The organism is Bradyrhizobium sp. MI1.4 (assembly GCF_055811315.1).
Genome location: NZ_JBVVPP010000043.1, coordinates 1 through 25667, shown reverse-complemented (window position 1 = coordinate 25667; position 25667 = coordinate 1). Strand labels below are relative to the sequence as shown.

18 protein-coding genes and 3 pseudogenes are annotated in these 25667 nt (G+C 65.0%); 12 read left to right on the top strand and 9 right to left on the bottom strand.

Going from position 1 to position 25667, the window contains the following annotated elements:
• Nucleotides 1–110 precede the first annotated feature (110 nt).
• The gene (locus tag AC0L23_RS30610; RefSeq protein WP_473357689.1) at nt 111–11564 is read right to left on the bottom strand and encodes a VCBS domain-containing protein; all 11454 of its coding nucleotides are present in this window, start codon (nt 11562–11564) and stop codon (nt 111–113) included.
• 417 nt (nt 11565–11981) lie between these two features.
• A pseudogene (locus AC0L23_RS30605) lies at nt 11982–12459 on the bottom strand (ATP-dependent DNA ligase); the annotation flags it as partial.
• Between the two features lie 473 nt (nt 12460–12932).
• Here AC0L23_RS30605 and AC0L23_RS30600 point away from each other — a divergent pair.
• A complete protein-coding gene (locus AC0L23_RS30600) occupies nt 12933–13130 on the top strand; it encodes a hypothetical protein (protein ID WP_473357687.1) in 198 nt (65 codons plus the stop codon).
• Here AC0L23_RS30600 and AC0L23_RS30595 read toward each other — a convergent pair.
• Nucleotides 13088–14767: a PHP domain-containing protein gene (locus AC0L23_RS30595; protein WP_473357686.1), complete on the bottom strand. Its 1680-nt coding sequence runs from the start codon at nt 14765–14767 to the stop codon at nt 13088–13090. The genes AC0L23_RS30600 and AC0L23_RS30595 overlap by 43 nt on opposite strands.
• The gene (locus AC0L23_RS30590; protein WP_473350193.1) at nt 14768–15046 is read right to left on the bottom strand and encodes a hypothetical protein; all 279 of its coding nucleotides are present in this window, start codon (nt 15044–15046) and stop codon (nt 14768–14770) included.
• 310 nt (nt 15047–15356) lie between these two features.
• Here AC0L23_RS30590 and ligD point away from each other — a divergent pair, with 310 nt between their 5' ends.
• The 4 genes from ligD to AC0L23_RS30570 all read left to right on the top strand — a co-directional run bounded on the left by ligD (nt 15357) and on the right by AC0L23_RS30570 (nt 17190).
• A complete protein-coding gene (gene ligD / locus AC0L23_RS30585) occupies nt 15357–16208 on the top strand; it encodes a non-homologous end-joining DNA ligase (protein ID WP_473357684.1) in 852 nt (283 codons plus the stop codon).
• Between the two features lie 35 nt (nt 16209–16243).
• Nucleotides 16244–16549 carry a hypothetical protein gene (locus tag AC0L23_RS30580; protein WP_473350194.1) on the top strand — a complete coding sequence of 102 codons (306 nt, stop codon included), beginning with the start codon at nt 16244–16246 and terminating at the stop codon, nt 16547–16549.
• Nucleotides 16549–16716: a hypothetical protein gene (locus tag AC0L23_RS30575; protein ID WP_473357718.1), complete on the top strand. Its 168-nt coding sequence runs from the start codon at nt 16549–16551 to the stop codon at nt 16714–16716. Before AC0L23_RS30580 ends, AC0L23_RS30575 begins: the two co-directional genes overlap by 1 nt.
• A 288-nt stretch (nt 16717–17004) precedes the next feature.
• Nucleotides 17005–17190 carry a DUF3606 domain-containing protein gene (locus AC0L23_RS30570; protein WP_473350196.1) on the top strand — a complete coding sequence of 62 codons (186 nt, stop codon included), beginning with the start codon at nt 17005–17007 and terminating at the stop codon, nt 17188–17190.
• A 29-nt stretch (nt 17191–17219) separates the two neighbouring features.
• Here AC0L23_RS30570 and AC0L23_RS30565 read toward each other — a convergent pair.
• Nucleotides 17220–18093: pseudogene (locus tag AC0L23_RS30565) on the bottom strand (3'-5' exonuclease).
• 518 nt (nt 18094–18611) lie between these two features.
• Here AC0L23_RS30565 and AC0L23_RS30560 point away from each other — a divergent pair.
• Both AC0L23_RS30560 and AC0L23_RS30555 read left to right on the top strand, forming a co-directional pair.
• Nucleotides 18612–18836 carry a hypothetical protein gene (locus tag AC0L23_RS30560; RefSeq protein WP_473357683.1) on the top strand — a complete coding sequence of 75 codons (225 nt, stop codon included), beginning with the start codon at nt 18612–18614 and terminating at the stop codon, nt 18834–18836.
• A 27-nt stretch (nt 18837–18863) separates the two neighbouring features.
• Entirely contained in the window at nt 18864–19097 is a 234-nt protein-coding gene (locus AC0L23_RS30555; protein ID WP_473357682.1) for a hypothetical protein, read from the top strand.
• Between the two features lie 231 nt (nt 19098–19328).
• On the opposite strand, the gene AC0L23_RS30550 is transcribed toward AC0L23_RS30555, so the two are convergent.
• Nucleotides 19329–19523, bottom strand: coding sequence for a hypothetical protein (locus tag AC0L23_RS30550; protein ID WP_473357681.1), 195 nt, complete (start codon nt 19521–19523; stop codon nt 19329–19331).
• 291 nt (nt 19524–19814) lie between these two features.
• Here AC0L23_RS30550 and AC0L23_RS30545 point away from each other — a divergent pair, with 291 nt between their 5' ends.
• The 5 genes from AC0L23_RS30545 (at nt 19815) to AC0L23_RS30525 (ending at nt 23564) form a co-directional block, all read left to right on the top strand.
• Complete coding sequence (locus AC0L23_RS30545; RefSeq protein ID WP_473350217.1) at nt 19815–20234, top strand: CopG family transcriptional regulator; 420 nt, start codon at nt 19815–19817, stop codon at nt 20232–20234.
• Nucleotides 20235–20238: 4 nt separating this feature from the next.
• Nucleotides 20239–21438: an extracellular catalytic domain type 1 short-chain-length polyhydroxyalkanoate depolymerase gene (locus AC0L23_RS30540; RefSeq protein ID WP_473357680.1), complete on the top strand. Its 1200-nt coding sequence runs from the start codon at nt 20239–20241 to the stop codon at nt 21436–21438.
• 255 nt (nt 21439–21693) lie between these two features.
• Nucleotides 21694–22158, top strand: coding sequence for a hypothetical protein (locus tag AC0L23_RS30535; RefSeq protein ID WP_473357679.1), 465 nt, complete (start codon nt 21694–21696; stop codon nt 22156–22158).
• Between the two features lie 252 nt (nt 22159–22410).
• A complete protein-coding gene (gene ku, locus AC0L23_RS30530; protein ID WP_473357677.1) occupies nt 22411–23337 on the top strand; it encodes a non-homologous end joining protein Ku in 927 nt (308 codons plus the stop codon).
• Between the two features lie 20 nt (nt 23338–23357).
• Nucleotides 23358–23564: a hypothetical protein gene (locus AC0L23_RS30525; protein WP_473357676.1), complete on the top strand. Its 207-nt coding sequence runs from the start codon at nt 23358–23360 to the stop codon at nt 23562–23564.
• 33 nt (nt 23565–23597) lie between these two features.
• On the opposite strand, the gene AC0L23_RS30520 is transcribed toward AC0L23_RS30525, so the two are convergent.
• The 3 genes and pseudogenes from AC0L23_RS30520 to AC0L23_RS30510 all read right to left on the bottom strand — a co-directional run.
• Nucleotides 23598–23867 carry a DUF2934 domain-containing protein gene (locus AC0L23_RS30520; RefSeq protein ID WP_473357674.1) on the bottom strand — a complete coding sequence of 90 codons (270 nt, stop codon included), beginning with the start codon at nt 23865–23867 and terminating at the stop codon, nt 23598–23600.
• Between the two features lie 61 nt (nt 23868–23928).
• Nucleotides 23929–24960: an RNA polymerase factor sigma-32 gene (locus AC0L23_RS30515; RefSeq protein ID WP_473357673.1), complete on the bottom strand. Its 1032-nt coding sequence runs from the start codon at nt 24958–24960 to the stop codon at nt 23929–23931.
• 185 nt (nt 24961–25145) lie between these two features.
• Nucleotides 25146–25592, bottom strand: a pseudogene (locus AC0L23_RS30510) (efflux RND transporter permease subunit); the annotation flags it as partial.
• Nucleotides 25593–25667: the final 75 nt, after the last annotated feature.

Sequence of the window (25667 nt, the reverse complement as noted above, 5' to 3'; positions counted from 1 at the left end):
GCCGGGTCACACGCTCAGGCGCGCTGCGCCACCGCGGCAGATCCAATGCTTTCCATAGCGTTGACATGTCGGCGGCTGATTCTGGCGAGATCGGCGGCGACTACGATCTCCTAAGCCAGCATGAAGTTCTGGTCGTGCAGCGTCCCGGCGTAGCTAGTCAGGTGGATCTCGATGTCGTTTGAATCCATCACTCCGTCGCCATTGACGTCGATCTGCAGGGTGGCGTTCCCACCCGACTGGTCGATCCTTGCTTCGGAGTGCGGCGATCCGGTCGACCCATCGAACGCCGCCGTGTCCACGAAATGGATGGGGCCGGCGAAGCCGTTCGCTCCGGACATGTTCGTGAACGTGAAGGTGTCGTTCGCCGCGTCGAAGTTGACGACGGTGTCGCCGTTGCCGGTCTGCGAGTCGGCGACGCTATTGAAGTTGAAGTTGTCCGTGGCGGCGCTTGCCGTGATCGTATCCGCTCCCGCCCCGCCGGTTATCGTCGTCGCTCCGGCCGTATTGCCGATGGTGATGAAGTCGTTGCCGGCGCTGCCGTTGACGGTCTCGGCGTTGGTCACGGTGACGCCGTTCGCCGTGCCGCCGAAGCTGATGGTGTCGTTGCCGGCACCCATGTCGAAGACCGTGGCGAAGGACTGCTGCGTGAGGGTCAGGGCGTCGTCCGATGCCGATCCGTTCAGTTGGACGATGTTGAACAGCCCGTCCAGCGAGTTCGCGCCCGCGGCCAGGTTGACCGTGTTCGTCCCGGTCCCGAGATTGATGCTGAGGCCCGAGACGTCGTCGAGGAGGGTCAGAACGTCGTCGGACGGAAGGCCCGAGAAGTCGCTGGCGCTGACGCTCTCGACGTTCGTCATCGAGATCGTGTTGACGCCGTTGGCGAGGGAGAGATGGTCGCTGCCGCCGCCGAGATCGACGGCGATCCCGTCGACGTTGTTGTTGAGCGTGAACCCGTTGTCCAGGGCGTTGCCGTTGAACTGTTCGACGTTGAGCGCCGACAGCACGCCGTACTGGGAGCCGATGTTGAGGACGTCGAAGCCGCCCCCGAGGTCGATGATCGGGTTGCTGCCGGGTTCGTAGATCGTGTCGGTCAGCGTCAGCGTATCGTCGAGCGCGGTGCCGTTGACGTGCTGGACGTTGTAGATGTCGACGAACGTGTTGCCGCCGGCCGCGAGGTTCAGGGTGTTGTCGCCCTGGGCCAGGTTGACGTTCATGCCGCCGCCGACGTTGTTGAGCAGCGTCAGGGTGTCGCTGACGGCCGGCCCCGAGAAGTCGTTGGTGGTGAGGATTTCGACGTTCGCCACGCTCAGCGAGTTGACGCCTCCGGCCAGAGTCATGTTGTCGAGGCCGTCGCCGAGGTCCACCGCGAGTCCTGCGGCATTGGCGACCAGGTTGAGGTTGTCGTTCCCGGTCGACCCAGTGACGCGTTCCACGTTCGCCAGGTTCAGCTGGTAGAAGTTCGGGGAAGCGAGGCTCACGGTGTCGTTCGCGCCGGCTCCGAGGTCGATCTGGTGGCCGAAGACGTTGCCGCCCACCGCCAGGAAGTCGTCCGCTCCGGTTCCGACGATCGGGCCGGGCCCCAGGTTCAGGGGCGAGATGTCCACCGGGTTCAAGGCCGTCCCCGCACTCAGCAGGACTGTGGCGTCGCTGAACTGGAGCACCTCGACGTTGGTCAACGTGTCGGTGCCCTCGCCGCCGACGTTGTCCTTGACCGTCGTGACGCCGGTCACGCCGTCGGTGGTGACAGTGTAGCCGGCCCGCGCGCCCGTGAAGGACGCCATGTCGGTGCCGACGCCGCCGTCGAGGCCGTCGTTGCCGCCCTGGCCCGTGAGTGTGTCGTTGCCGCCGCCGCCGTTGAGGGTGTCGGCGCCGGCGCCTCCGAACAGGAATTCGTTGGCGGTGCCGCCGGTGATGATGTCGTTGAAGTTGGACCCCTGCACCGAGTTGACGCCGCCGAGGATGACGTCGACGCCGATCGCGGCGCCGTCCGACGCGGCGATGCTGTGGGCGTTGCCGGCGGAGAGGTCGACCGACACGCCGTTCGCGGCCTGGGTATAGGCGATGCGGGTATTGCCGTTTCCGGTGACGGTGTCGTTGCCGCCGAGGCCCTCGAACAGGTTGAAGTTGCCGGTGTTGGAGGTTCCCACGCCACCGAGGAAGCCGGCGGCGTCGTAGGTGTCCGCGAACTGGCTGCCGGTGGCGCTGTTGACGGCGGTGAAGCTGTCGGTCCCCACCGAGACGTCGCCGGTGGCGGTGCCGGCCGCCAGATGGATTGTCACGCCGGCGGCGGCGCTCGAGTAGATCAGGCGGGTGTTGCCGTCGCCGGTGACGGTGTCGTTGCCGCCGAGGCCCTCGAACTGGTTGAAGGTGCCGTTGTTGCCGATGTTGAGCGCTCCGCCCGTGCCGAAGGTCGAAGCGTTGAACACGTCGTTGAAGTTGGTGCCTTGGACCGCTTCGATCGAGCGCAACGTGTCGGTTCCGACCGATGCGTCCCCGGTCGCGGTGCCTGCGCCCATGTTGACCGTCACGGGCCCGGTCGAGAAGTAGATGTTGTTGTAGGTCGCCAGGTCGAAGCCGCCGCGGCCGTCGATAAAGTCGTTGCCGCCCAGCCCCGCGAAGGTCTCGGTGCTCGCGGTGCTGTTGCTGCCGAAGATCGTGTCGTCGAACATCGAGGCCTGGACGGCGTTGACGCCGCTGAAGGTGTCGCTGCCTGTCGACAGGTCGCCGGAATCGGTCCCGGCGGCGATGTCGACGGTCACCGCTCCGGTGGCGTTGACGAAGGCAAGGCGGGTGTTGCCGTTTCCGACGATGCTGTCGTTGCCTCCCATGCCGTTGAATTCATTGAAGTTGCCGTTGGAGCCAGGGTTGACACCGCCGCCGTTGAAGCCGGCCGCGTTGAAGCTGTCCGCGAAGTTGGTGCCGCGTACGGACTCGACCGAGATCAGGGTATCCGATCCGATCGTGACATCGCCGGTCCCCTGACGGTCGCCGACGACGGTGCCGGCGAACAGGTTCACGGTGATGCCCGAATTGGTGGCCGGATCGAGGGCATAGTCGGCGCGATCGAAGCCGCCGCGGCCGTTGATCGTGTCGTTGCCGGCGCGTCCGTCGAAGATCTCGACGGTGCCGTTGGCGTTGTTGGTCCCGAGCAGCGTGTCGCCGAACAGGGAGCCGATCACGGTCGAGAACCCGGAACCGACCAGGGTATCGGTGCCGACGTTCGCGGCATCGCCCGCGGCCGTGCCGTGGGCGTTGCCGGCTGCGAGGTCGACCGTGACGCCTGCCGCGGCGCCGATGTAGGAGACGCGCGTGAGCAGGGCGCCCTGGCCGTTGACGTCGCTGACGATGGTGTCGTTGCCGCCGCGGCCCTCGATCTCGTTGAGGCCCAGCGGATTTCCGGCGATGCCGCTATCTCCCGCGAAGCCGGCGGTGTTGATGGTGTCGGCGAAATCGCTGCCGACGATGGATTCGATGCCGATGAGCGTATCGGAGCCGGATCCGCCGGTGACGGTCCCCGCCGCCAGGTTAGCCGTGATGCCGGCCGTCGCATCGGTGTAGACCGCCCGGTCGAAGCCCTGGCCGCCGTCGAGGATGTCGTTGCCTCCCAAGCCCTGGAGCTTGTCGTTTCCGCCCTGTCCCTGGAGGGTGTCGTCCCCGACATCGCCGGTGAGGGTGTCGGCCGCGGGCGTGCCGACTCGCAGCAGGCCGCTGCTGACGTTGACCGCGATGATCTTATCGAAGCTCGCGCCTCCGGCATCGGTGGCGTGCACGGTGACGTGCTGCGTCCCCGCCGTGAGGGGTCCCGCGACGACGAGGTTGCCGCCGACGACGCTGAACTGGCCGCCGTCATCGTCGGCCAGCGTGAATGCGACGTGGTCGCCCGCGTCGGGGTCAAGCGCCGACAGCGAGCCCACGATGGTGCCGTTGGCCGCGCCCTGCGGAACGGTGGCGTTGGACAACGCGATGTCGGTGGGTGCCTCGTTGACGTTGGTGGTGGCGATGGTGAGCACGGTGTCTTGGGTAAGGCCGCCGGCATCGGTGGCCCGCACCGTGACCTGGTGGGAGGGGGCCTGTTCGAAGTCGAGGGCCGCGGCGGTCACGAGCTGGCCGTTGGAGACGGCGAACAGGCCGCCCGGGTTGGCTACGAGCGTGAAGGTGGCGGTGTCGCCGGCGTCGGGATCAAGCGCCGACAGGGCGCCGACGACGGTGCCGGCGGGGGTGTTTTCCGCGACCGAGGAATTGGACAGCAGGACCGTGGTCGGGGACTCGTTGACGTTGGCGGTCGCGACGACGAAGGTCTTGTCGACCGAGAGGCCGCCGGCGTCGGTGGCGCGGACCGTGACCTGGTGCGATGCCGCCTGCTCGAAGTCGAGCGGAGCCGTGGTGACGAGCTGGTTGGCGACCAGGTCGAACAGGCCCCCCGCGTCGTCGACCAGGGTATAGGTCGCCGTGCTTGCCGCGTCCGGATCGGCGGCGGTCAGAACTCCGACGACGGTGGCGGCGGCGCTGTTTTCCGCGACCGAGGCGTTGGAAATGGCGACGTCCGTCGGCGCCTCGTTGACGTCGGTGACGCCGATCTGGAAGCTCTTGCTGAAGATCGCGCCGGCATGGTCCGTGACCTGGACCGTGATCTGGTGGGAGGCCGCCTGCTCGAAGTTCAGGGGCGCGGTGGTGACCACGGTGCCGTTCGAGATCGCGAACAGGCCTCCGGCATCGTCGGTCAGGAAATAGCTCGCGGTGTCGCCGGCATCCGGGTCCATCTCCGACAGCACGCCCACGAGCGAGCCCGGGGCGGCGTTTTCCGGAACGATGGTGCCCGCCAGCAGGATGTCGGCCGGAGCGTGGTTCGGCGTGATCACGGCGAAATTGGCGTCGCCGAGCGTCCCGGAGAGGCCGTTCAGATTGATGACCAGGTCGGCGGCGCCGATCGTGCCGTCGCCGTCGACGTCGATCTGGAGCTGGCTCTGTCCGCCGACGTCGACGAGGATGGCTTCGGCATGCGGCGTCGCGGGCGAGCCGTCGAGCACGCCGGAGGCCATGAAATGCACCGATCCGGCGAGGCCCGCCACGCCGTCGAGCAGGAACTGGTCGTGCGCGGCGTCGAAATTGGTGACGGTGTCGGGGGCGTAGGCCGGCGAGGAATCGGAGGCATCGGTGTAGCGGATGACGTCGTTTCCGGCGCCCGCCGTGATAAAGTCCGAGCTGCCGCCGCCGGTGACGGTGGCGCCGGTGGATCCGGCGACGGTGATGATGTCGGTGAAGACGCCGCCGTTGACGTGTTCGACGTTGGCGACGGTGACGCCGCCGTTGAAGCCGGTGAGGTTCAGGGTGTCGTCGCCCGCGCCGAGGTCGATGGCGTCGCCGCCCGCGTCGTTGAGCATCGTGAGCACGTCGTCGGAGGCGCTGCCCTGGATGTGCTGAACGTTGTAGGCGGTGATCGCGTTGGTCCCGGCGGCCAGCTTCAGGGTGTTGTCGCCCTGTTGCAGATTGATGATCACGCCCGAGACGTCGTTCAGCAGCGTCAAGGTGTCGTCCGAAGCCGGCGCGGTGCCGCCGAAGTAGTCGGCCGAGCCGACGCTCGAGACGTGGGTCAGCGCGAGGGTGTTGGCGCCGGAGGCGATCTGCAGGCCGGAGTTTCCGGTGCCCAGATCCACGGCCAGCCCGTTCTGACCGTTGGTCAGGATGTAGAACGCGTCGGGCTGTCCGGTGACGACGAGGTGCTCGACGCCGTGGAGCGCGAGGTTGCCGTACTGCGACCCGACGGAAAGCGTATCGTCGCCGGCGCCGAGGTCGACCGACATGTCGTTGTTGGGGGTGTAGAGGCCGCTGGCCACCGTCAGGGCGTCGTCCGAGGCGGTGCCGTTGATCGTGTCGGTGCCGAAGATGTTGGTGAACGAATTGGCGCCGGCGGCGAGATTGAGGGCGTTGTTGCCGTTGCCGAGATTGACGGACAGGCCGCTGACGCCGTTGAGCAGGGTCAGGGTGTCGTTGGAGACGTTGCCGGCCGCGAAATCGTTGGCGGTGAGGATCTCGAGATTCGTCGCGCTGAGCGAGTTCGAACCGTTGGCGAGGCTGACGCTGTCGTTGCCGCCGCCCATGTCGATCGAGAGTCCGTTGGCGGCGGATGCGAGGGTGACGGAATCGCCGCCGCCGGTTCCGACGAGGTTCTCGACGCCGACGAGATTGAGTCCGTAGCCGCCGGTCACTCCGAGCATGACGGTGTCGTGGGTACCTGCTCCGAGGTCGATCTGGTGGCCGGAAAGCCCTTGGTTGATCTTGACGAAGTCGTCGGCCGAACCGGTCGCCGAGACGAGGGGGTTTGCGGGCGCGTTGAAGAAGAGCCGTCCGTCGGAAAGGTCGACGGGCGCCGCCTGGGTTCCGGAAGCGACCAGGACGGTGGCGTTGGTGAATTGCAGCGCTTCGACGTTCGTGAGCGTGTCGGTGGCGTCGCGGCCGCCGACCGTGTCGGTGACCGTCACCTGGCCCGCGCCGTTGATCGATACGTTGTACTGGCCGCGGCCGCCCGAGAAGATCGCCACGTCGCCGCCTGCGCCGCCGTCGATGGCGTCGTTGCCGCCGCCGCCGACGAACATGTTGCTGTTCGCATCGCCGATCAGGGCGTCGCCGAAGGCCGATCCCGTCGCGCTGAACACGCCAGTGAAGGTGTCGGTGCCGACGTTGGCGATGTCGCCTGCGGCGGTGCCGTGGGCCGTTCCCAGCGACAGATCGACGGTGACGGCGGCTGCGGCGCTGCCGTAGATGACGCGGGTATTGCCGTTGCCGATGATGGTGTCGTTGCCGCCGACGCCCTCGAACTGGTTGAAGGTGCCGTTGTTGCCGACGTTCGCGGCTCCGGCGGCGCCGTAGCCGACCGCATTGTAGGTATCGGCGTAGCCCGTGCCCTGGACGCCCTCGATCGACTTAAGGGAATCGTTGCCGATGGAGGCGTCCCCCTTGGCCGTGCCGTCCGCCATGTTGACCGTCACCCCGCCCGTCACGAAATAGCTGTTGTTGTAGCTCGCGACGTCGAAGCCGGTCCGGCCGTCGATGAAATCGTCGCCGGCGTTGCCGGTGAAGGTGTTGTTGGCGGCGTCGCCGCGCATGGTGTCGGCGAAGTTCGAGCCCTGCACGGCATTGACGCCGGTGAAGGTGTCGGTTCCGACCGAAGCGTCGCCCGAGGCGGAGCCGGCCTGGAGGTCGACGGTCACGCCGGCGGTGGCGTTGTTGAAGCTGATGCGGGTGTTGCCGTTGCCGACGATGGTGTCGTTGCCGCCGTTGCCGGTGAACTCGTTGAAGGTGCCGTTGGAGCCGATGTTGGAGCCGATCGTGCCGAATCCGGCGGCATCGTAGGTATCGGCGAAATTGGTGCCGCGGATCGCCTCGACCGACAGAAGGGTGTCGTTGCCGATCGTGGCGTCTCCGGCGACCGTACCGGCCGCCAGGTGGACGACGATGCCGGAGGCGGTGGCAGGATCGGTGTTGTAGTCGGCGCGGTCGAAGCCGCCGCGTCCGTTGATGAGGTCGTCGCCGGCCATGCCCGAAAACACTTCGACGCTGCCGTTGGCGTTGGCGCTGCCCAGCAGCGTGTCGTTGTGGCTCGACCCCCATGCGCCGTTGATGCCGGCGGTACCGAAAGTGTCGTGTCCGACCGAAGCGTCTCCGTCCGCGACGCCCGCTGCAACGTCCACGGTCACGCCGCTGGTGGCGCCGACATAGGAAATCCGCGTCAGTGCGATCCCGAGCGCGTTGACCGTGCCGGTGATGACGTCGTCGCCGGCTCCTCCCTCGAACTCGTTGAAGCCGACCGGGCTGCCGGCCACGCCGGAGTCGCCGGTGAAGCCCGCGGCATTGTAGGTGTCGGCGAAGGCGCTGCCGACGATGCCTTCGACGTTGGTCAGCACGTCGTGGTCGACGCCGGTGCCCGAGGCCTTGCCGTCGGCCATGTTGATGGTCACGCCCGCGGCCGCATCCGAATAGACCGCGCGGTCGAAGCCCTGGCCGCCGTCGATACGGTCGTTTCCGGCGTTGCCGGTCAGGCGGTCGTTGCCGGCGCCGCCGAGCAGCACGTCGGCGCCGTCGCCGCCGGAAATCTGGTCGTTGCCTTCGCGGCCGTCGATGGTGTCGATGTCTGCCGTTCCGGTCAGGACGTCGCTGCCCGAAGTGCCGAACACGGGAGCAAGTACCGCCACCTGGGCAGCGGCCAGTTGCGATGCCAGGCCGACGGGGTTGACGTAGTTGTCGTGGATCGCCGTCAATTGGTCGGTATCGGAGAAGTTGCTTGCGGCGGCGGCTGCCAGGTCGGTCGTGGCGGCACCCTGCGCGACTTGGCCGGCCTGGGCGAGTTGCGTGACGTTGGTCGCCGCCTGGATGCTGTCGTTGGCTGCGCTGACGGTATTGGTGACGACGGCCGCGGCGGTGCCGCTGACGCCGGAATCCGAGACGATGGCTGCGACGGTGGTGCCGGCGCTGAGGTCGATCGTGCCGCCGGTGCCGGCGTTGGTGATCGCGTCCGCGATGGCTTCGAACACGTTGGAGGTGGCGCCGACCGCGGAAATTTGCGCCACGGTGCTTTGAACCTGGATTCCGGCCGAGAGGATGGCCGTGGCCACGGGATTGTCGCCGGCGATGGCGGCCGGCACCGGGTCGTAGGCCGTGAGCACGATGCCGCTGGAGGTATCGATGCCGAAGGCGGCGGCGACCTGCGCGGTCGCCTGCGCCGCGGTCACGTCGCCTACCGCGAGCGCGGTGATCAAGGTGGTCAGCGGAGTGACGACGGTAGAGCCTTCCGGCGCCTTGAGGGTACCGGTGAACGCAAGCCCCGTGGAGACGTCGATGCCTCCGGTCATGATCAGGGTGCCGTGGGCATTGTGGAGCGTGAAGCTGCCGTCGGCATTGGTGGTCGCCGAGGCCTCGTCGGCGTCGAAGATTCCGTTGCCGTTGGCGTCGGCGAACACGAAGGCCCCGGCGATGTAGCCGTCGACCGCGCGCTGGGTGACCGCATGCTCGCCTCCCGTGACCTCGACCGTCATGGCGGCCTCGGCAGCCATCTGGTGGTCGCCTTCGATGGAGGCGACGGATACGTGCAGGGTCAGCGTCCCGGCCTGCGCGTCCGGTCCCGGAACGAGAGCCAGATCCGAGAGCGTGTTGACGTCGGAGGGGACTTCCCAATGGCCGTCGCCGGCACCGTCGAGCACGAAGCTGCCGTGGTTGAGCGTGTAGGTGTCCGGAATGCCGGTGATGACGACGATGCCGAGCGTACCGGTCTCGATCGTGTGGGCATCGATGTGAAGCGCGATCCGGGCGTCGTCGGCTTGTCCCGCGGCGGTCGCGACGTTCAGCACCGGCGCGTCCTGGGTGCCGTGGATCGTGAACGAAACCGGCTTGGTGGTGCCGTCGATCGAGGAAACCGTGAAGGTCTCGATCTTGACTTCGCCTGCGGCCAGGCCCTGAACCGCCGCGTTGTCGATGCTGTAGGTGTAATGCCCGTCGGCGGTGATGGTGAGATGGCCGAGGTTGCCCGGAGTCGGAGCTATCGTGGTGTTGAAGGCCGATTGGTCGTGATCGGCGTCGGTCGCGGTCATCTGGCCCGAGACCGACAAGGTCGGGGCGCTGTCCTCGGTGACGTCGTGGAACGTCGGATCGCCGATCACGGCCGCGTCGGCGGTGCCGTGGATGGTGAAGGAGACGGTCTTGGGGGTGCCGTCGAGGGAGTGGATGATGAAGGTATCGATCTTCGTTTCGCCGGCGGCCATCGACTGGGTGAGGGAATTCGCGACGGAATAGGTGTAGGTGCCGTCGGCGGCGAACGAGAGGCTGCCGAGGTTGCCCGGCGCCGCGGCCGCGCCGGTCTGGAACGCAGACTGGCCCTGGTCGGCGTCGGTCGCCGTCAGCGTGCCGGAAACCTTCAGATTGCCCGCCTGGTCGGTGCCGGCGTCTTCGGTGACGTCGTGGATCGCCGGACTGCTGATCGAGGCGGCATCGTTGAGGCCCGTGACCGTGAAGGAGACGTCCTTGACCGTACCGTCGGCGGACTTGACCGTGAAGGTCTCCACCCGCTGCTCGCCGGCGCCGAGGTACTGCACCACGCTGTTGGCGATCGAATAGGTGTAGGCCCCGGACGCCTGCAGCGTCAGCGTACCGAGGGTGCCGGGGGCGGGCGTGGTCACGGTCTGAAAGGTGCCTTGCCCGGCGTCGACATCGGTGATCGAGATCGTTCCTGTCACGGACAGGGTGGTGGGGCTGGAATCCTCGACGAGGACCGCATGATCGGGGACGCCGATGACCGCGGCATGGTTGCCCGTCGCACCGCCGATGCCGTGGATGGTGAAGGAGACCTGCTTCTGGGTGCCGTCGAGGGCCGTCAGGGTGAAGGTGTCGATCTTGACCTGTCCGGCGTCGAGGTACTTCACGTCGCTGTTGAGTACGCCGTAGACGTAGTCGCCGTTGGGTCCGATCGCGAGGATGCCGAGGTTGCCGGATCCGGAAACGATCGCAGGACGGAAGGCGGATTCGCCCTGGTCGGCGTCCGAGATCGAAACCGTTCCGGTGACGAGCAGCAGGGGGGCGGTCGCGCTCTCGGTGACGTCGTGCACGGTAGGCACGCCGATCACCGCGGCATCGTTGGTGCCGTGGATGGTGAAGGAGACCTGCTTCTGCGTGCCGTCGATCGAGGTGACGGTGAAGGTGTCCACCTTGGTGTCGCCCGCGCCGAGATACTGGCTGGCGCCGTTGGCGACCGAATAGGTGTAGGCGCCGTTGGAGGAGACGACGAGGTTTCCGAGCGTGCCCGGAGCGGCGGTGACGATCGTGCTGAAGGCGGCCTGACCCTGGTCGGCGTCCGAGATCGATATGGACCCCGTCGCGGTCAGGGTGGGATTCTTCGCATCCTCATAGACGTCGCGGAGCGTCGGGGTGCCGATCACGGCCGCGTCGTTGATGCCGTGCACATTGAACGAAATCTGCTTCTGCGTGCCGTCGAGGGAGGTGACGGTGAAGGTATCCACCTTGGTCTGGCCGGCGCCGAGGTACTGCGTCGCGCCGTTGGCGACCGAATAGGTGTAGCTGCCGTTGCTCTGCAGGACGAGCGTGCCGAGGTTTCCGGACGCGGCGACGACCGCGGTCTTGAAGGCGGCCTGGTTCTGGTCTGCGTCCGAGATCGAGATCGAACCCGAGGCCTTCAGAACGGGGCTGGTGGCGTCTTCCGTGACGTCCACGGCTTTGGGGGTACCGATCACGGCCGCGTCGTTGATCCCGTGGATGAGGAAGGTGACCTGCTTCTGGGTGCCGTCGAGCGAAGTGACAGTGAAGGTGTCGGTCTTGGTCTCCCCGGCGCCGAGGTACTGCACCTTGCCGTCGGCGACCGAGTAGACGTAGGCACCGTTGGCAGCGATGGAGAGCGTTCCGAGGTTGCCGGAAGCCGAGACGACCGAGGTCTTGAAACCGGTCTGGCCGGCGTTCGCGTCCGAAATCGAGATCGTCCCCTGCGCGGTGAGCGTCTGCAGGTTGGTATCCTCGAGAACATCGTGAACGGTGGGCGCACCGATGACGGCTGGTGAATTAGGCATGGCAATTCCCCCCGAAAAGAGCTTGGTCGACTGATCACAGGCAGGCTGTGCCGGATAGGCCGTGGCGACCAAAATTGGTTGATCCGGGCTTTCCCCAGACTTAATTCGCGACGCAACTGGATAGTATAAAATAGGCAGTCGACGCTTTTATGTGCAGCAGAACATTCGCGTCAAGCACGAAGGACGAGAACCATGTGCGAAGTTAGTCGCAAGCGGATTCATCGTAATGAAGTACGATTAATTGCTGCACCGCGACTGCGAAGCAGCACCGATGGGCTTGGAACGCTAAGCGCTCCGCAACAGCACTTCCCGCTCCCGTAGAGTTACGGGCTCAGACATTTGCAATGTCCTTTCACGGTGATCATCCGGAAGATGCTCACGGAAATCAATGCGTCACGAATGTCGCGCACGCGCGCGGAAGGGCCGGGTTCGCCTTGGCATCGTGAAGCCGGCGATCACTACCTCCTGCCGCTGCGCGGTCTTCACCTTCAGCCCAGTCGGCGATCCGGCGTCTGGACGCGTACGGGCTATCGGAGCGCTTCGCCCTGATGCCTTCGACATGTCTCGGCTCGGCTTCTGCGAAGAACTTTGTGCCCGCCGCCTTGCGGTGGTTGCTGAATGCGATCAGCTTGTGGCGCGGAAGAATGGCGTTGAGCCGCTTCTTGCGCTCGAGCAGCGGCAGCGCACGCAGTCCCTCGCCGTTTGCGAACATGAAGTCGAATGCGCATTACAAAAGCTTAGCCTGGTGGCGCAGGCGTTTTGAAGCAACTGGAAATGGGATACCCCTCCTTCCCATCGCGACGAGCTCCCCATTGATCACGGCGTCCGCCTTCACTCCCTCAAGTGCTTTCGCGATCTCGACATAGGAGTGGCTGATGATCTTCCCGTTGCGGCTTAGTCCCGGACTGGCGATAGTCTCCTAGCCCACGCGTTCCGTCTTCGTCTTTTTATGGCCTCCCAAGGACCCAACGCGTTTCGATTTGGCTTACAAAGCCGGCAAGGCGCGAATTGGGGAGGACGGGAGCCGAGCCCGCGCGCCATCGCCAGCCGCGACCGCTCCGCTGCCCTGACCACGCCCAGCACCCCGCATTTGAATGGAGGGCCCGTTTCCGCGGACGAGAGCACCCGCCGTTTCAAGCCTGCCGGGAAGCGGTCGATGAGGACACAGGGCGTCCGGAGGCCCGTCAATTCCACGATCGCCGTGCGTCCAAGCTCGATGAGGGTCCGAGCGGCAACCGCGCGAGGTCCATGCCAGGTCCCCGCTGCGACCTGGAAGCCGACATCCGAAAGCGATGCAAAGAGCTCGGCCGGGATGAGGTGCACCTGCCGGAGATTGGGTAGGCGCGGCTGCCGGCGGGCGAGATACCGGTGCTTGACGAACGCGCCGGCGTGGGCGTCGCCTTCGACGCCATGGCTTTCCACCAGCACGATCCGAGCCTGAGCGCGCTTGCTGAAGTGGTGACCGCGATCGGCGGCGACCGCAACCACGGTGCCCTCCAAGGAGAGCGCGTACGCCTGCTGCATCAGGCCGCCCGGGCGAACGAGCGCCGCTTCTGGCGGAGGTAGCGCGTGATCTCCGGAAGGGCCATCGCGTTCAGGACCCGGTCGGCAGGGACACCGCCCTTGCGGGCCATCAGGACGCCCCAGTGCATGTGGTCGAGTTCGGGGATCGAGTGCGCATCCGGATTGATGCTCATCATGCAGCCGAACTCGAGCGCCGCCTGGTGCCAGCGCCAGTCCAGGTCGAGCCGCCATGGATGGGCATTGATCTCGACGACGACGTCATGCTTGGAGCAGGCCCGCAGCACCTTGTCGATATCGATCTCGTAACCGGGCCGGCGCTGAAGCTGGCGACCGGTCATGTGGCCGATGATGGTCGTATAAGGATTGGAAATAGCGCGAAGCAGGCGCTGCGTCTGCGCCTTGCGGTCCAGCTTGAAGCGCCCATGGATGCTGGCGACCACGAAATCGAAGCGCTCCAGAACGTCGTCGTCGTAGTCGAGCGACCCGTCCGCCAGGATGTCGGACTCGATACCCTTGAGGATCCGGCAGCCCTTGCCGAAGCGCTTGTTCAGTCGATCGGCTTCCCGGTGCTGCTGCGCGATCTCCTCAACGGAGAGGCCGCCGGCATAGTGAGCGGACTTGGAATGGTCCGCCACGCCGAAATACTCGAAGCCCCGCTGGCGCGTGGCCTTAGCCATGATCTCCAGCGTCTCCGTGCCGTCGGAGGCATCGGTGTGGCAGTGAAGGATGCCGCGCAGGTCCTGGTCGGTGACGAGCTTCGGGAGCTTGCCTTTCAGAGCCGCCTCGATCTCGCCGCGCCCCTCCCGGAGCTCAGGGTCGATGAAGGGCAGACCGAGGGCGCGGTAGATCTCAGCCTCTTCGCCGGCTATCAGCGTGCGGCCCTTGTGCAAGCCGTCGGCATCTAACCGCAGACCCTTCTCGGCGGCCAAGGCTTGAAGCTGCTCGATGTGGCCGGCGGAGCCGGTGGCGAAGAGAAGGGCGGCGCCGAAGTGCTTGCGGTCGGATACTCGGATTTGCAGCCCGTCGGCCGATGGTGTCGATGTCTTGTCCGGCTTGGCTGCCTCCGCAACGATCGCGAGATCGCCGACGAGTTCGCAGCCGCGGCGGAAATCGCCGGCGATCGTCACACGCTTTAGTTCGGGGCGGGACTTGCGGATCGAGTCCTTCGCATGCGCGAGCAACGCGGCGGCGCGGTGCAGGTGGAGGCGGCCTTCTCCGCTTTTGGCGATCGCGAGGTTCTGCAGGATCTTGGTCTGCAGCGCGGCGCCGAGTTCTTTCGCCTTTTTGATGCGGTCATCCTTGGCGGCAGCCTCCAACTCGGAGAGCGAGCCGATGCCGAGATCCTTGTACAGGCGCAGTACCTTCTCCGGACGAAGGCCGGGTACAGCGAGCATCTCGAGCACGCCCGCGGGAATCTCTTTCCGCAGCTTTTCGAGGCTGGGATGACTGCCCGTCTTGTGAACCTTGGTGATGATGCCGGCGATGGCATCGCCGACACCCGGGATCTCAGTAAGCCGATCTTCGGCGACGAGCACGTCCAGAGGAACGGCCAGGGCCGCCAGGCTGTCGGCGGCCCGAGAGAAGGCTTTCGCCCGGTAGGGATTGCCGCCCCGCAAGGCGGTGCGCTGCGCGTACTCTCGCAGAAGACTTGCCACACCGCGCGCGTCGAGCGAAGGCATTCAGCCAGCCTCCCGGTCCGAGCTTTGCGGCGCCGCCGGAGCAAGGCGACCGCCGGAGCGGTCACTGGGACGGCGATCGAGAGAGGCCTCGAGCTTCTGGGCTGCGCGAAAGTCCTCAAGATGCTCGACATTGGGGCCGTAGGCAGCCTCCTTCTTGAGGAGATTGTAGATCCGGCCGGCCACCAGTTGCAGATGCTTCATCTTGCCCCGCGGCATGGATCTCGCTTTGCAGAGAGCCCGGAAGGCGTAGGCGCGAAAATAGTCGAATGCGTCTGACATGATGTCAGTAAACGCCGGCTCTCGCCGAGAGTTCGATGGGCTGAGACGACCGGAGCGCCCATCGGCGCCCGTCGGGCCTGGCGCAAATGCCGAAACCTTGCGAATAGTGCGGTCGCTGGAACTTCTCGCCGCCTTCGAAGTTGCGAGACTCATCGATTGAGATAGGTAGACTGCCCGCCGTCGGCCCCGACCCGGCGGCGGTTTTTTGTGAGTTGAGTAGCGTGGCAAAGCGTACAAAGGCACCTCGGGCCGAAGCGCCGGAGGTTCCTACCATGCCGGGGTTCATCGGACCCAGTTGGCGACCCTGAAGATGGAGGCTCCTTCAGGATCTCGATGGATTCACGAAATCAAATACGACGGCTACCGCATCCAGCTCAGGATCGACGGAGACGATCGCCGGGCCTACACGCGCAACGGCTACCACTGGATCAACAAGTTCTCGAGGATCGCCGGCGCCTTCGACATCGAAGGACAGGCCATCGTCGACGGCGAGATCGTCGTCATCCATGATGGGCGCACGAACTTCTCAGAGCTACAGGCGGACCTCGGCAGAGGCGATCAGGATCGCTTGCTTTACTTCGCGTTCGACCTGCTCTGGCTGGACGGCAGAGATTTGCGCAAGGAGCCGCAGATCGAACGGAAGAGGCTGCTCAAGGAGCTGATCGAGGAGCACGACCTCAAGGAGCCCGTCCTCTATAGCGAGCACCACGAGGGGGACGGCCAAGCGCTGTTCGCCGCCGCCAGCAGGCTGAATTACGAAGGCATCGTCTCCAAGCGGGTGGATGCACCATATCGATCAGACCGGGTGGAGGCCTGGCAGAAGATTAAGGTCGTTCAGAAGGGCAAATTCCCCGTGGTCGGCTTCATCAAGGACCCCTCAGGAGTGGCCGCGCTCTATCTCGGCAAGAAGGAGGGCAAGAACCTCCTCTACATGGGCAAGGTGGGCACGGGCTGGAGTCGGACCACTTCCGCGCAGATCCGAAAGGCGCTCGACACCGTCGTGAGCCCGAAGCAGAAGCTGACGAAGTCCATCAGGAAGCCGAAGGCCACCTGGGTCGAACCCAAGTTCTACGCGGACATCGAGTATCGCGACATCACCTCCGAAGGCCTTCTGCGGGCAAGCTCGTTCAAGGGCCTGAGCAAAGGAACGCGCCGTTCATAGGGGCGTTTTCCTGCGGAGTATGTGGAGTACCGGTAATGAAGCCGGAAAGGCGAGTTGCGAAGGCCTTGGAAGACGCACAAGGCATCTTGGCCCGGCATGTCGAGCCCGGCCCCAGAAATTGCGAGCAAACCATAAACCAGCTGCTGGATGTGCTCGACGACGAAGCCGTCGTGCAAGCGCTCAGGGATTCGAAGATGGAAAAGCCCACCAAGGAACAACTCGACGAGCTCAAGAGGCTCAGCGCGATAGCGCGCGTGCCCGATGAATCGGAGATCGTGACCTCGAAGGAGGAGGCGGAGATCCGGATCCGCGATCTGAAGGACAAGGCGAGGATGGAATGATGCCTGACGAACCGATCAACGGCGTCGAGCCCCAGCGTTCCGAAGACGATATCCAGCGCGAACAGCTCGGTCCGCGCGGCGTACCCGGCCAGGAAAGCCCAGCGAAGATGACGCCGCAACGGCAAAAGAAGACGCCGAAGGATGTCGACCCCGGGCATCCCGCATGAATCCTATGGACACGTTCGATCTGGATCGTCCCTGTCGGGTACATGATGGGCTGAACGATCGGATGATCGAATGGAGTCCGCAGTGGGCCTCCATGCGAGCACGGCGTCCCATGCGATGGAGGCATCGTGGCTTGGGACGGTCTGCTTCTCGACGGATGGACTCCCATCACGCAGATGCACCACATCTGCGGCCATGAGCGAGCTATCGACAACCGGCACCATTCCTCGCCAAGGAACCCTGCGAATCCTTTCGGCGTTGCACTGACATAATCGCAAGAGGAGGACTCGATGGCTGCAGCAAAAAAGAAGACTGCGCGTGGACGTAAACAGGATAGGGCGCGCGTGGCCGGCGGGCAGAAATATGAAGTGGCGTATGAGGCCAAGAAGAGCGGCCGCTCGGCATCGGCGGTGAAGAAGGCGGTCAAGAAGGTCGGCAATTCTCGCAAGCGCGTCGAGAAGCGTCTCGGCCGTTGAGCCGGTGGGCTTGGAGCACGACCACCGCTTCAGATGCGGGCGGAGAACCGCGTAAAGGCGGTCAGCCTTTGCACGCTGGGCTCGACGTCCTGCATGTAGATCTGGGCCCTCAGGAAGGCGATCTCGTCGTCTAGGGCGGTCTCACAAACGTCGATGTACCAGCTCTTCGGACGACCATCGCTGCCGTCATTCCAACGGTAGCCCCGGCGCTTCAGGGAATCCTTGAGTTCGAATGCGGTCTGCTCCGCCCAGACCCGCACAGTTGGCTTGCGGGCGGTCTCCAACAGAAGCGCGAGCGCCGACGCCCGCGTCGTCGGAAGCTCGAACGCGAGAACCTCGAGCAGAGCGTGGCAGTCGTCCACGGCACGATGCGCCTGGTGGAAGAAGCCGGTGCCGTTCAGCAGACAGCCGAGCTGCGCGCCCGCGAAGCCGTGTTTGCGCCAGTCGATCTCGCTCATGCTGCAGCCCCAGGCCTTGTGCTCGAACACGGGCCAGTAACGCTCGACGAACTTCCTGTCGAAACCACTGTTATGCGCGATCGTGATCGCAGCGCTCTCGACGAAGGCGGACACGGCTGCTGGGTCGATCAGTGATCCCCGTGAGCGCCGTAACCTCCGCCGAAATGGGACCGCTCGGCTCGTTGAAGGCGGAGAACGTGTCGCGGACGCCGACGATCTGGCCATCGGACGTGTAGTCGAACTTGACCATTCCGAGCTCGATTATCTCGTCTCTGGCGTGGTCGAGGCCGGTCGTCTCGGTGTCCAGCAGGACGGCGGTCCGGGTCTCGCAGCCGGCCGGCGACGTGCAGAGCTGCCGGGGGACGAGCCTCCGCAGCACTCGGTAGTCGGCCGACCGGCTCAAAGCCTCTGCCATCGCGGCCAGGTTCGTCGAGTCCTGAAGCATCGATCTGGTTTGCCACGATCGGTCGCCGTGAGGTACCCGAAAAACAGGCGATTCACGGGCTTTTCGCTTCACATCCGACCGTTCGAGCCCCGCTGCGGGGCGCAGCGGCGCCCCGGACCAGCCAATACCCCGCGCGCTTGCGCTCGGCTCACTCAACCGATGGCGATTCTGCTCGGCAGGCGAGGAACGACATCACAGGCGCGTGGTTTGCCGGCGACGGGGCGCAGGTTGAGGAGCCGACACGATGCTGGAAACGAACGATCTACTGGTGAAATGTCCGAGGTGCGGAGCCTGGCCCATGGCGGTTACATCGGGAAAGGAAACGTTCGCGCAACGCGCGATCTCTTTCAAATGTCCGAAGTGCGGAAGCGAGGAGCAGGGTCGGCTCGGCCGTGCAGCCTTCTCGCATGTCTCGGCACCACGCGGCCTCGACGCGGCCTGAGGGGTATCTCTGGGTTCCTCGGAACGCGCCCGGGTCCTGCGACTTGGTCCGGAACTACTGGAGAACGGAGACGATCATGAAAACAATTGTTGCCGCCACGTGCCTGCTCGCCCTTGCCTCGGTCTCGCCCGCAGAAGCGAAGGGCTGCATCAAGGGCGCCATCGTCGGAGGCGTAGCGGGCCACATGGCCGGACACGGCAAACTCGGCGCCCTCGCAGGATGCGCGATCGGGCACCATGAGGCGAACAAACAGACGAACCCGAGCAACTCGAATGCCCAGGCGCCGTCGGGCCAGAAGTAGACGGGCCAAGCGTCAGGCGCGCGTCTCATGAAGATCCACTCTCATTCCGAGAGCCACATCGTGGAGCTCGAAGACGGCTCGAGCTGGCAAGTCTTCCCGGGTGACCTCGATCTGACACTCGACTGGAAGCCCGAGACCGATCTGACCGTGGTCGAAGCTGAAGATGATGTCGCCACCCATGAACTGGTGGGCGGTGGCGGGAAGGTGCGCGTGAGGCCCGCCGGCGAGAGCTGGCCGCGAGGGACGTCAAGGACGCGCTGAAGGACGGCTGAAGCATTGGGGCTGCGGAGGGCAGCGAACTGCTCGGGGGAGCGGGTTGGAAGCGCCATGGAAGACGAGCAGACTCGATTGCTCGCGAAGGCTCAGAGGTGCCGGCCCCTTGCTGCATCCATCAGTGATCCGGAGACGGTCGAGCGGCTCACCGCCTCGCGGAGGAATACAAACGCCGAGCTGATGCTCAGCAGGGCCCGAAGGACGAGAAGGACTGAGTCCTCAGGCCTCTCCCGCGCCCGAGAAGAGCGCCGCCGGTGGAGTTGCGCGGGGCGGAGGTGTTCGTCCGTAGCTCGTTCCGCTGCCCTTGAGATCGTACCTCTTGGCGAGATCGAGCAGCCGCCGCCGGGTGAACGGGTCTGCCTTCTCGGCGAGATCGCGCGCCCGCTGCGCGAAGCCCCTGTAGAACTCTTCCACGACGCCACCCCCGCAACATCACTGAAAGTCCGATTTCAATATCGGGCGGCGGAGGGGTCAAGAGCTGAGCAGGTTGCCGACAACTTTCCGCACTGTTGCCCAGCGGCGTGCGGAGAACTCAGCCGGCGGGCCGCAGGGAAAATCCGATGGCATCCACCCCGCCCGCGGGATCGCATCGGTAGGCGCGCAGCAGGCGGAGAAACATCTTGCTTGCTTGGCCTTGAAACGGTGCTCCAAACATCCATTTATCAGCCAACTACCATCCACAGGGATGGTGGATGCGGATATGCCATGGCTGACAATGTACGTGAATTGCGATCCCGGACCCCGGATACGGAGAAGATCACGATCAACCTAGGCTATGTCGATCTCGGCCAGGTCGATCTCATGGTGCAGGAAGGGTTCTACTCGAACCGCACCGATTTCATCCGGACCGCGATCCGCAACCAGCTCGAGCGGCACGCGGACGTGGTCAAGCAGTCAACGGCCCGCAAAAGCCTGGACCTGGGGCTGCGCAATTATGCCCGCGTCGATCTCGAACGAGCGCAGCGCGCCGGAGAGATGCTGCACATTAACGTTCTGGGCCTTGCGACCATCGACCAAGACGTCACGCCTGAGCTGGCACGCGCCACAATCGCCTCGGTTTCGGTGCTCGGCGCCCTGCATGCCACTCCCGCGGTCAAGGCCGCTCTCGCCGACCGAACAAGGTGAAACGATGCTGAATCCAGCCATGGTCCGCGAAGCGACCCGCCTCACACGCGCCGGCCAACTGGTCGAGGCCACTGCCTTGCTGCAGCGAATGCTGCGCGGCGACGGCGGCCCCGTAGCGACCAGGGGAAATGCTGCGCCTATCGAGCGTGCGAGCCTTGAGCCGCCGACACTCGAGCTGAAGGCCAACGTTGTCCAAGAGAGGGAGAGCGGGCTGTCCTCACAAGCCACCCCTGCCAAACGACACAAAGCCCCCTCGCCCCTCGGCGCCATGAAAGACCTTTCCGGTTTCAGCCTGCCAGGTCCGGTCAGGCGAGCGCCACTGTCCAAGGCGGATGTTGCACCGGACGGCACAAGGTTCGTCGCTGCCACCTTCAGCAACGCGGCGGGAAGTCGGACCTACAAGCTGTTCATCCCCAGCCGCATTGATGGAGGACCGCGTCCCCTCATCGTCATGCTTCACGGCTGCACCCAGTCACCGGACGATTTCGCCGCCGGCACCCGGATGAATTTTCTGGCGGACGAGCGGAATTGCTTCGTCGTCTATCCGGAGCAGCCACGCGGTGCCAACCATGCGAAATGCTGGAACTGGTTTCGCACGGGGGACCAGCAGCGGGATGGCGGTGAGCCTTCGCTGATCGCCGGGATCACCCGCCAGATCATGCGGGAGCATCCTATCGATCCCAAGCGCGTCTACGTCGCAGGCCTGTCGGCCGGCGGGGCCGCCGCGGCCATCATGGGCGCGACGTACCCCGACCTATACGCCGCCGTCGGCATCCACTCCGGCCTGGCCTGCGGGGCTGCCAGCGACCTTCCGTCCGCACTAGCCGCTATGCGGCAGGGCAGCGCTGGACCGATCGGGACGGCTGGCGCGTCGGTGCCGACCATCGTCTTCCATGGCGATCGCGACACCACGGTGCATCCGAGCAATGCTGACCGGATTCTCCGTTGGCCAGGCGAAGATGCGAGCCTGAGGACGAAGATTCTTCGCGGGCGAGTACCTGAGGGGCACGCATATACCCGCACCATCCTCACCGATGGAGGTGGCTTGGACATGTCCGAGCACTGGAGCATCCACGGGGCCGCCCATGCCTGGTCGGGAGGTAGTCCTGCCGGGTCCTACACAGATCCGCGGGGGCCGGACGCGACCAGGGAGATGCTGCGTTTCTTCCTCGAGCATTCGCATGCAAGCTTCACGCGAAGATAGCGGCGGCCTGAATGTCCAGTGGCAGATGGCCGCTCCCACGAGCGCTGTTCGACGAAGCTTAGTCTACTCAGGAACCGGAGGAGGTATCACCGTCGCCTTCCAGGGTCTTGCGGCGGACGAGACCGGGCTGACCTCGTCCCAATGGCATCCACGACGAAAACGAGTAGCTCGCGCGCTTTCGGTCGACAGCAACAGGCGTCTGGAACGTAATTGACGTGCCGGCTTTTTGCTCCGTGATAGTCGGAGGGAAGTGCGATGAAATCGATGAGCGCTCTCGCATTGGCACTTGTTGTCTCGACAGCAACGGTCTCGGCGCAGCCGGTGCGATGGACCAAGTACACCATTCCCCAGACCGGCACCTCGATGGATTTTCCATCGTCGATCTTTACGGAAGAGGCTGGCCGACCCGACGGCTACGGGCAGCGGTTCCGAACCGCCGACGGGCGTGCTGATATCACGATCCAGGCGGCGCCTAACGTCGAGAACGATTCACCCGCGGCCTTTCTCGCCAAAAAGCATCCGCCTTCACGCATTCAGTACAAGCGAGTGACACCACGGTTCTTTGCGGTCTCCAGCTACAGGGGCGACAAGGTTTGGTATAACCGCTGCAACTTCTCGGGGCGGCTGATCCATTGCGTGTTGATCGACTATCCCGCAGAGGAAGAGCACGCCTGGGACAACATCGTCACTCGCATGAGTCTGTCCCTCAGCGGAAGATAGTTGCCTTGCAAGGCCGGGCAGAACATCTCCGCGCGTCCCTTCACAAGGTGCGGAACGCCCGCAAACTTGCGGTCACGGTTCCCGGAAATGGCTGGTCCGGATGCCTGAGTTTGGTCTCCTAGGGCCACCGTGTCAGCCCGGGACGCTTACCGGGAATCGTTCAATTTGCGGTGGACACCTCGGGCGGTGTCGGAACTGTGTCGCGCCGTTCGTCTTGAGTCCAAGTCCCCTTACCTGGAGCGTTGCGTAATCATGGCCCCCCGCGCGAACTGGAAAGGCTTCCTTCGGCTGTCTCTAGTCACCTGTCCGGTGGCGCTCTACCCGGCGACGTCGGAGAGCGAGAAGATCTCCTTCAACCAGCTCAACCGGCAGACCGGCCATCGTATCAAGTACCTGAAGGTGGACGCTGACACCGGCGACGAGGTCCCCAACGAGGACATCGTGAAGGGCTACGAGCTCGAGAAGGGCCAGTACATCGAGGTCTCCAAGGAGGAGCTCGAGGAGATCGCGCTGGAGTCGACCCGGACCATCGAGATCGACGAGTTCGTCTCCCGCAGCGACATCGATCCGCGCTATCTGATTAGGCCCTACTACATCCGTCCAGACGGCAAGGTCGGGCACGACGCCTTCGCCGTGATCCGCGAGACCATTCGCGAAATGGACAAGGTCGCCATCGGCCGGGTCGTGCTGACCAACCGCGAACACATCATCGCACTGGAGCCGATGGACAAGGGTCTTGTCGGCACGCTGCTCCGATATCCGTACGAAGTGCGCAGCGAGCAGGAGTATTTCGACGAGATTCAGGATGTGAAGGTCACGAAGGACATGCTCGATCTCGCCAGGCACATCGTGAACCAGAAAGCGGGCAGCTTCGAGCCGGAGAAGTTCGAGGACCACTACGAGTCCGCGCTGATCGACCTCATCAACCAGAAGCGCGCCGGCAAGGCGATCACGCCGAAGGACAAGCCGGCGGCGACCAACGTGGTCAACCTGATGGAGGCGCTGCGTCGGAGCGTGGGTCAGGAGGCCGCGCCGGCGAAGGCGAGCAAGGCCGCCAAGAAGCCGCGGAAGGCGGCGGCCGGCCAGAAGGAGATGCTGATGCCGATCGCCGGCAAAAAGCCGGCCAAGGAGGCGGGGGCGAAGAAGCCCGCGGCCAAGTCGCAGCGGAAGTCCGCCTGACGACAGAGTAGGAGAGCCGCATGGACATCAAGGAAGCCTCGGCGATGACGGAAGCCTCCGGGGTAGTGAACGAGCGGGAGCAGCCGGCAGAAACGAGGCGCCCGCAATCGCAGCAGGACGCCGCCATCATTTGGGCGGATCGCCTCCGCAAGGCGACTGTCCAGGCGCCGCTGCAGTCCCTCGCCGTCGCGTTCGTGCTCGGAATGTGGTTCGCCCGCCGACGCTGACCCACAGCGGAGGGGCCTGCAGGACGGTGTACCCTAATCCTGGCTTTCGGGGCCTGGCCGGCTGATCTCCCGCTCGGCCTGCACCCAGAACTCCAGGTCGCGTCCGGAGGGGCGTCCGGCCTGCTCCCAAAGCTGATAGGCGCGTGCGGTGATCTGCGAGCGCCGGGAAGAGGACGGGAATAGCCTGCGCCTGAGCTGGTCTGCGAATTGCCGCAGCCTGCTTGCGGTACCTTCATCCCTTGTGGACGCGGCAGTCCGGGTAGCGAGTGCGATCTGATGCTCGAGTTTTTTCCTTTCATCCATCGCAGCGCTCCGTTCTCCTCCCCTAAGACGACTCCCGCCGCGCGCAATTGTTCGCGAACCTTCAATCCGTCCGTTCACTTCTACACAAACGTCTTTTAACTTCGCCGCCATCCGGCGCTGTACCGGCCGCAGAAAAGTGCTTAGCCTCCCACCGTTTTTTCCTCGAAGGAGCAAAGGGCGTGGGCGGGTTGCGCGCCTGGCTCGGGAAGGTGCCGTCGCCACGCAACAGCTGCCTGGCTGCTCGCTTGACCTTCATGAAAGCGCGGGTTTCGATCTGCCGCGCTCGCTCGCCCGAAATCGAGAGCTCGCGCGCGAGCTGCTCGAGCGTCGGCGGCTCCTCGGTCAGGCGTCTCGCGACGAACACGCGACGTTCCCGCGGGGTGAGCACGTCGATAGCCGCGTGCACGGCCTCGGACCGTTGCGTGCTTTCCTCCGAGTCCGCCAGAAGAGCTTCGGCATTTGGCCTCTCGTCCTGCAGCAGGTCCTGCCATTCGCCGGTGCCGTCCTCTTGATTGACGGGCGAGTTGAGGGACAGATCTCCGTTCAAGCGGCGGTCCATCTCAATGACCTCGCTCGGGGCGACAGCCAGCGTTTCCGCTATCTGCTCCGCGAGCCCGGGCGTGAGCCCCGCTGCATCGGGCTTCAGCCGGCGCATCTCTCCGCGGAGCCGGAAGAACAGCTTCTTCTGCGCCGCCGTCGTTCCGATCTTGACCAGCGACCAGGAGCGCAGAATGTACTCGTGGATGCTGGCCTTGATCCACCAGGCCGCGTAGGTCGAAAAGCGCGAACCCCGATCTGGCTGGAATTTCGAGGCCGCAAGCACCAGCCCGACGCTCGCCTCGGCCATGAGGTCGGCCAGCGGCAGGCCGTAGCCCTGGTAGCTCCTGGCGATCTTGTGGGCGAGCCTCAGATGACTGGTGACCAGGGCGTCGGCGGCGCGCCGGTCTCCGCTCTCTTGCCAACGCCGCGCAAGCTCCTGTTCGTGCTCAGGCTCGAGCATCCCGAATCTTCTGACGACAGAGGCGTAGCCGTAGAAATGATCGTTGTCTGGTCCGAAACGGTGCGTGGCGGCAGCTACGGTGGTGGCCTGCATCGTGCAGCTCCGATGTTCTGAATCCGGCACGGGGACAGTAGGAGCGCGGGCGATCGGCAGACCACTAAACAGGGCTTTAACTGCCTAAATTTACGTTTAGCGGAAGTCGTCGTGCTGAACGAGACCGACCTCGCAGCAGGGTACTGCCGCGCGGCCGGGAAGGACTCGGCCAAGCTGCGAGCGTGCTATGCCGGGCCCGCGGCAGGGCTGACTTCGGGCGCCCGCGCCGATCCGCGCCCGAGGAGGTGCTGCAGCCTGTCGAGATAGAGATAGACGACCGGAGTCGTGAACAGCGTCAGCAACTGCGACAGCAGCAGCCCGCCGACGATGGCGTATCCGAGCGGCTGGCGGATTTCGGCCCCGTTGCCCGTTCCGAGCATCAGCGGCACGCCGCCGAGCAGCGCCGCCATGGTCGTCATCAGGATCGGCCGGAAGCGGAGGACGCAAGCCTGATAGATCGAGTTCTCGGAATCCATTCCCTGCGTCCGCTCGAGTTCGAGCGCGAAATCGACGATCATGATGCCGTTCTTCTTGACGATCCCGATCAGCAGGATGATGCCGATGATCGCGATCACGCTCAGGTCCATGTGCACGGCCATCAACAGAAGCAGCGCTCCGAGCCCTGCGGAGGGTGTCAATCGGCGTTCGACTGGGACCCCCTATCGGCATCCAAAAGGGACCCCTTTGATCGGCGTGCTCTGCTGGTA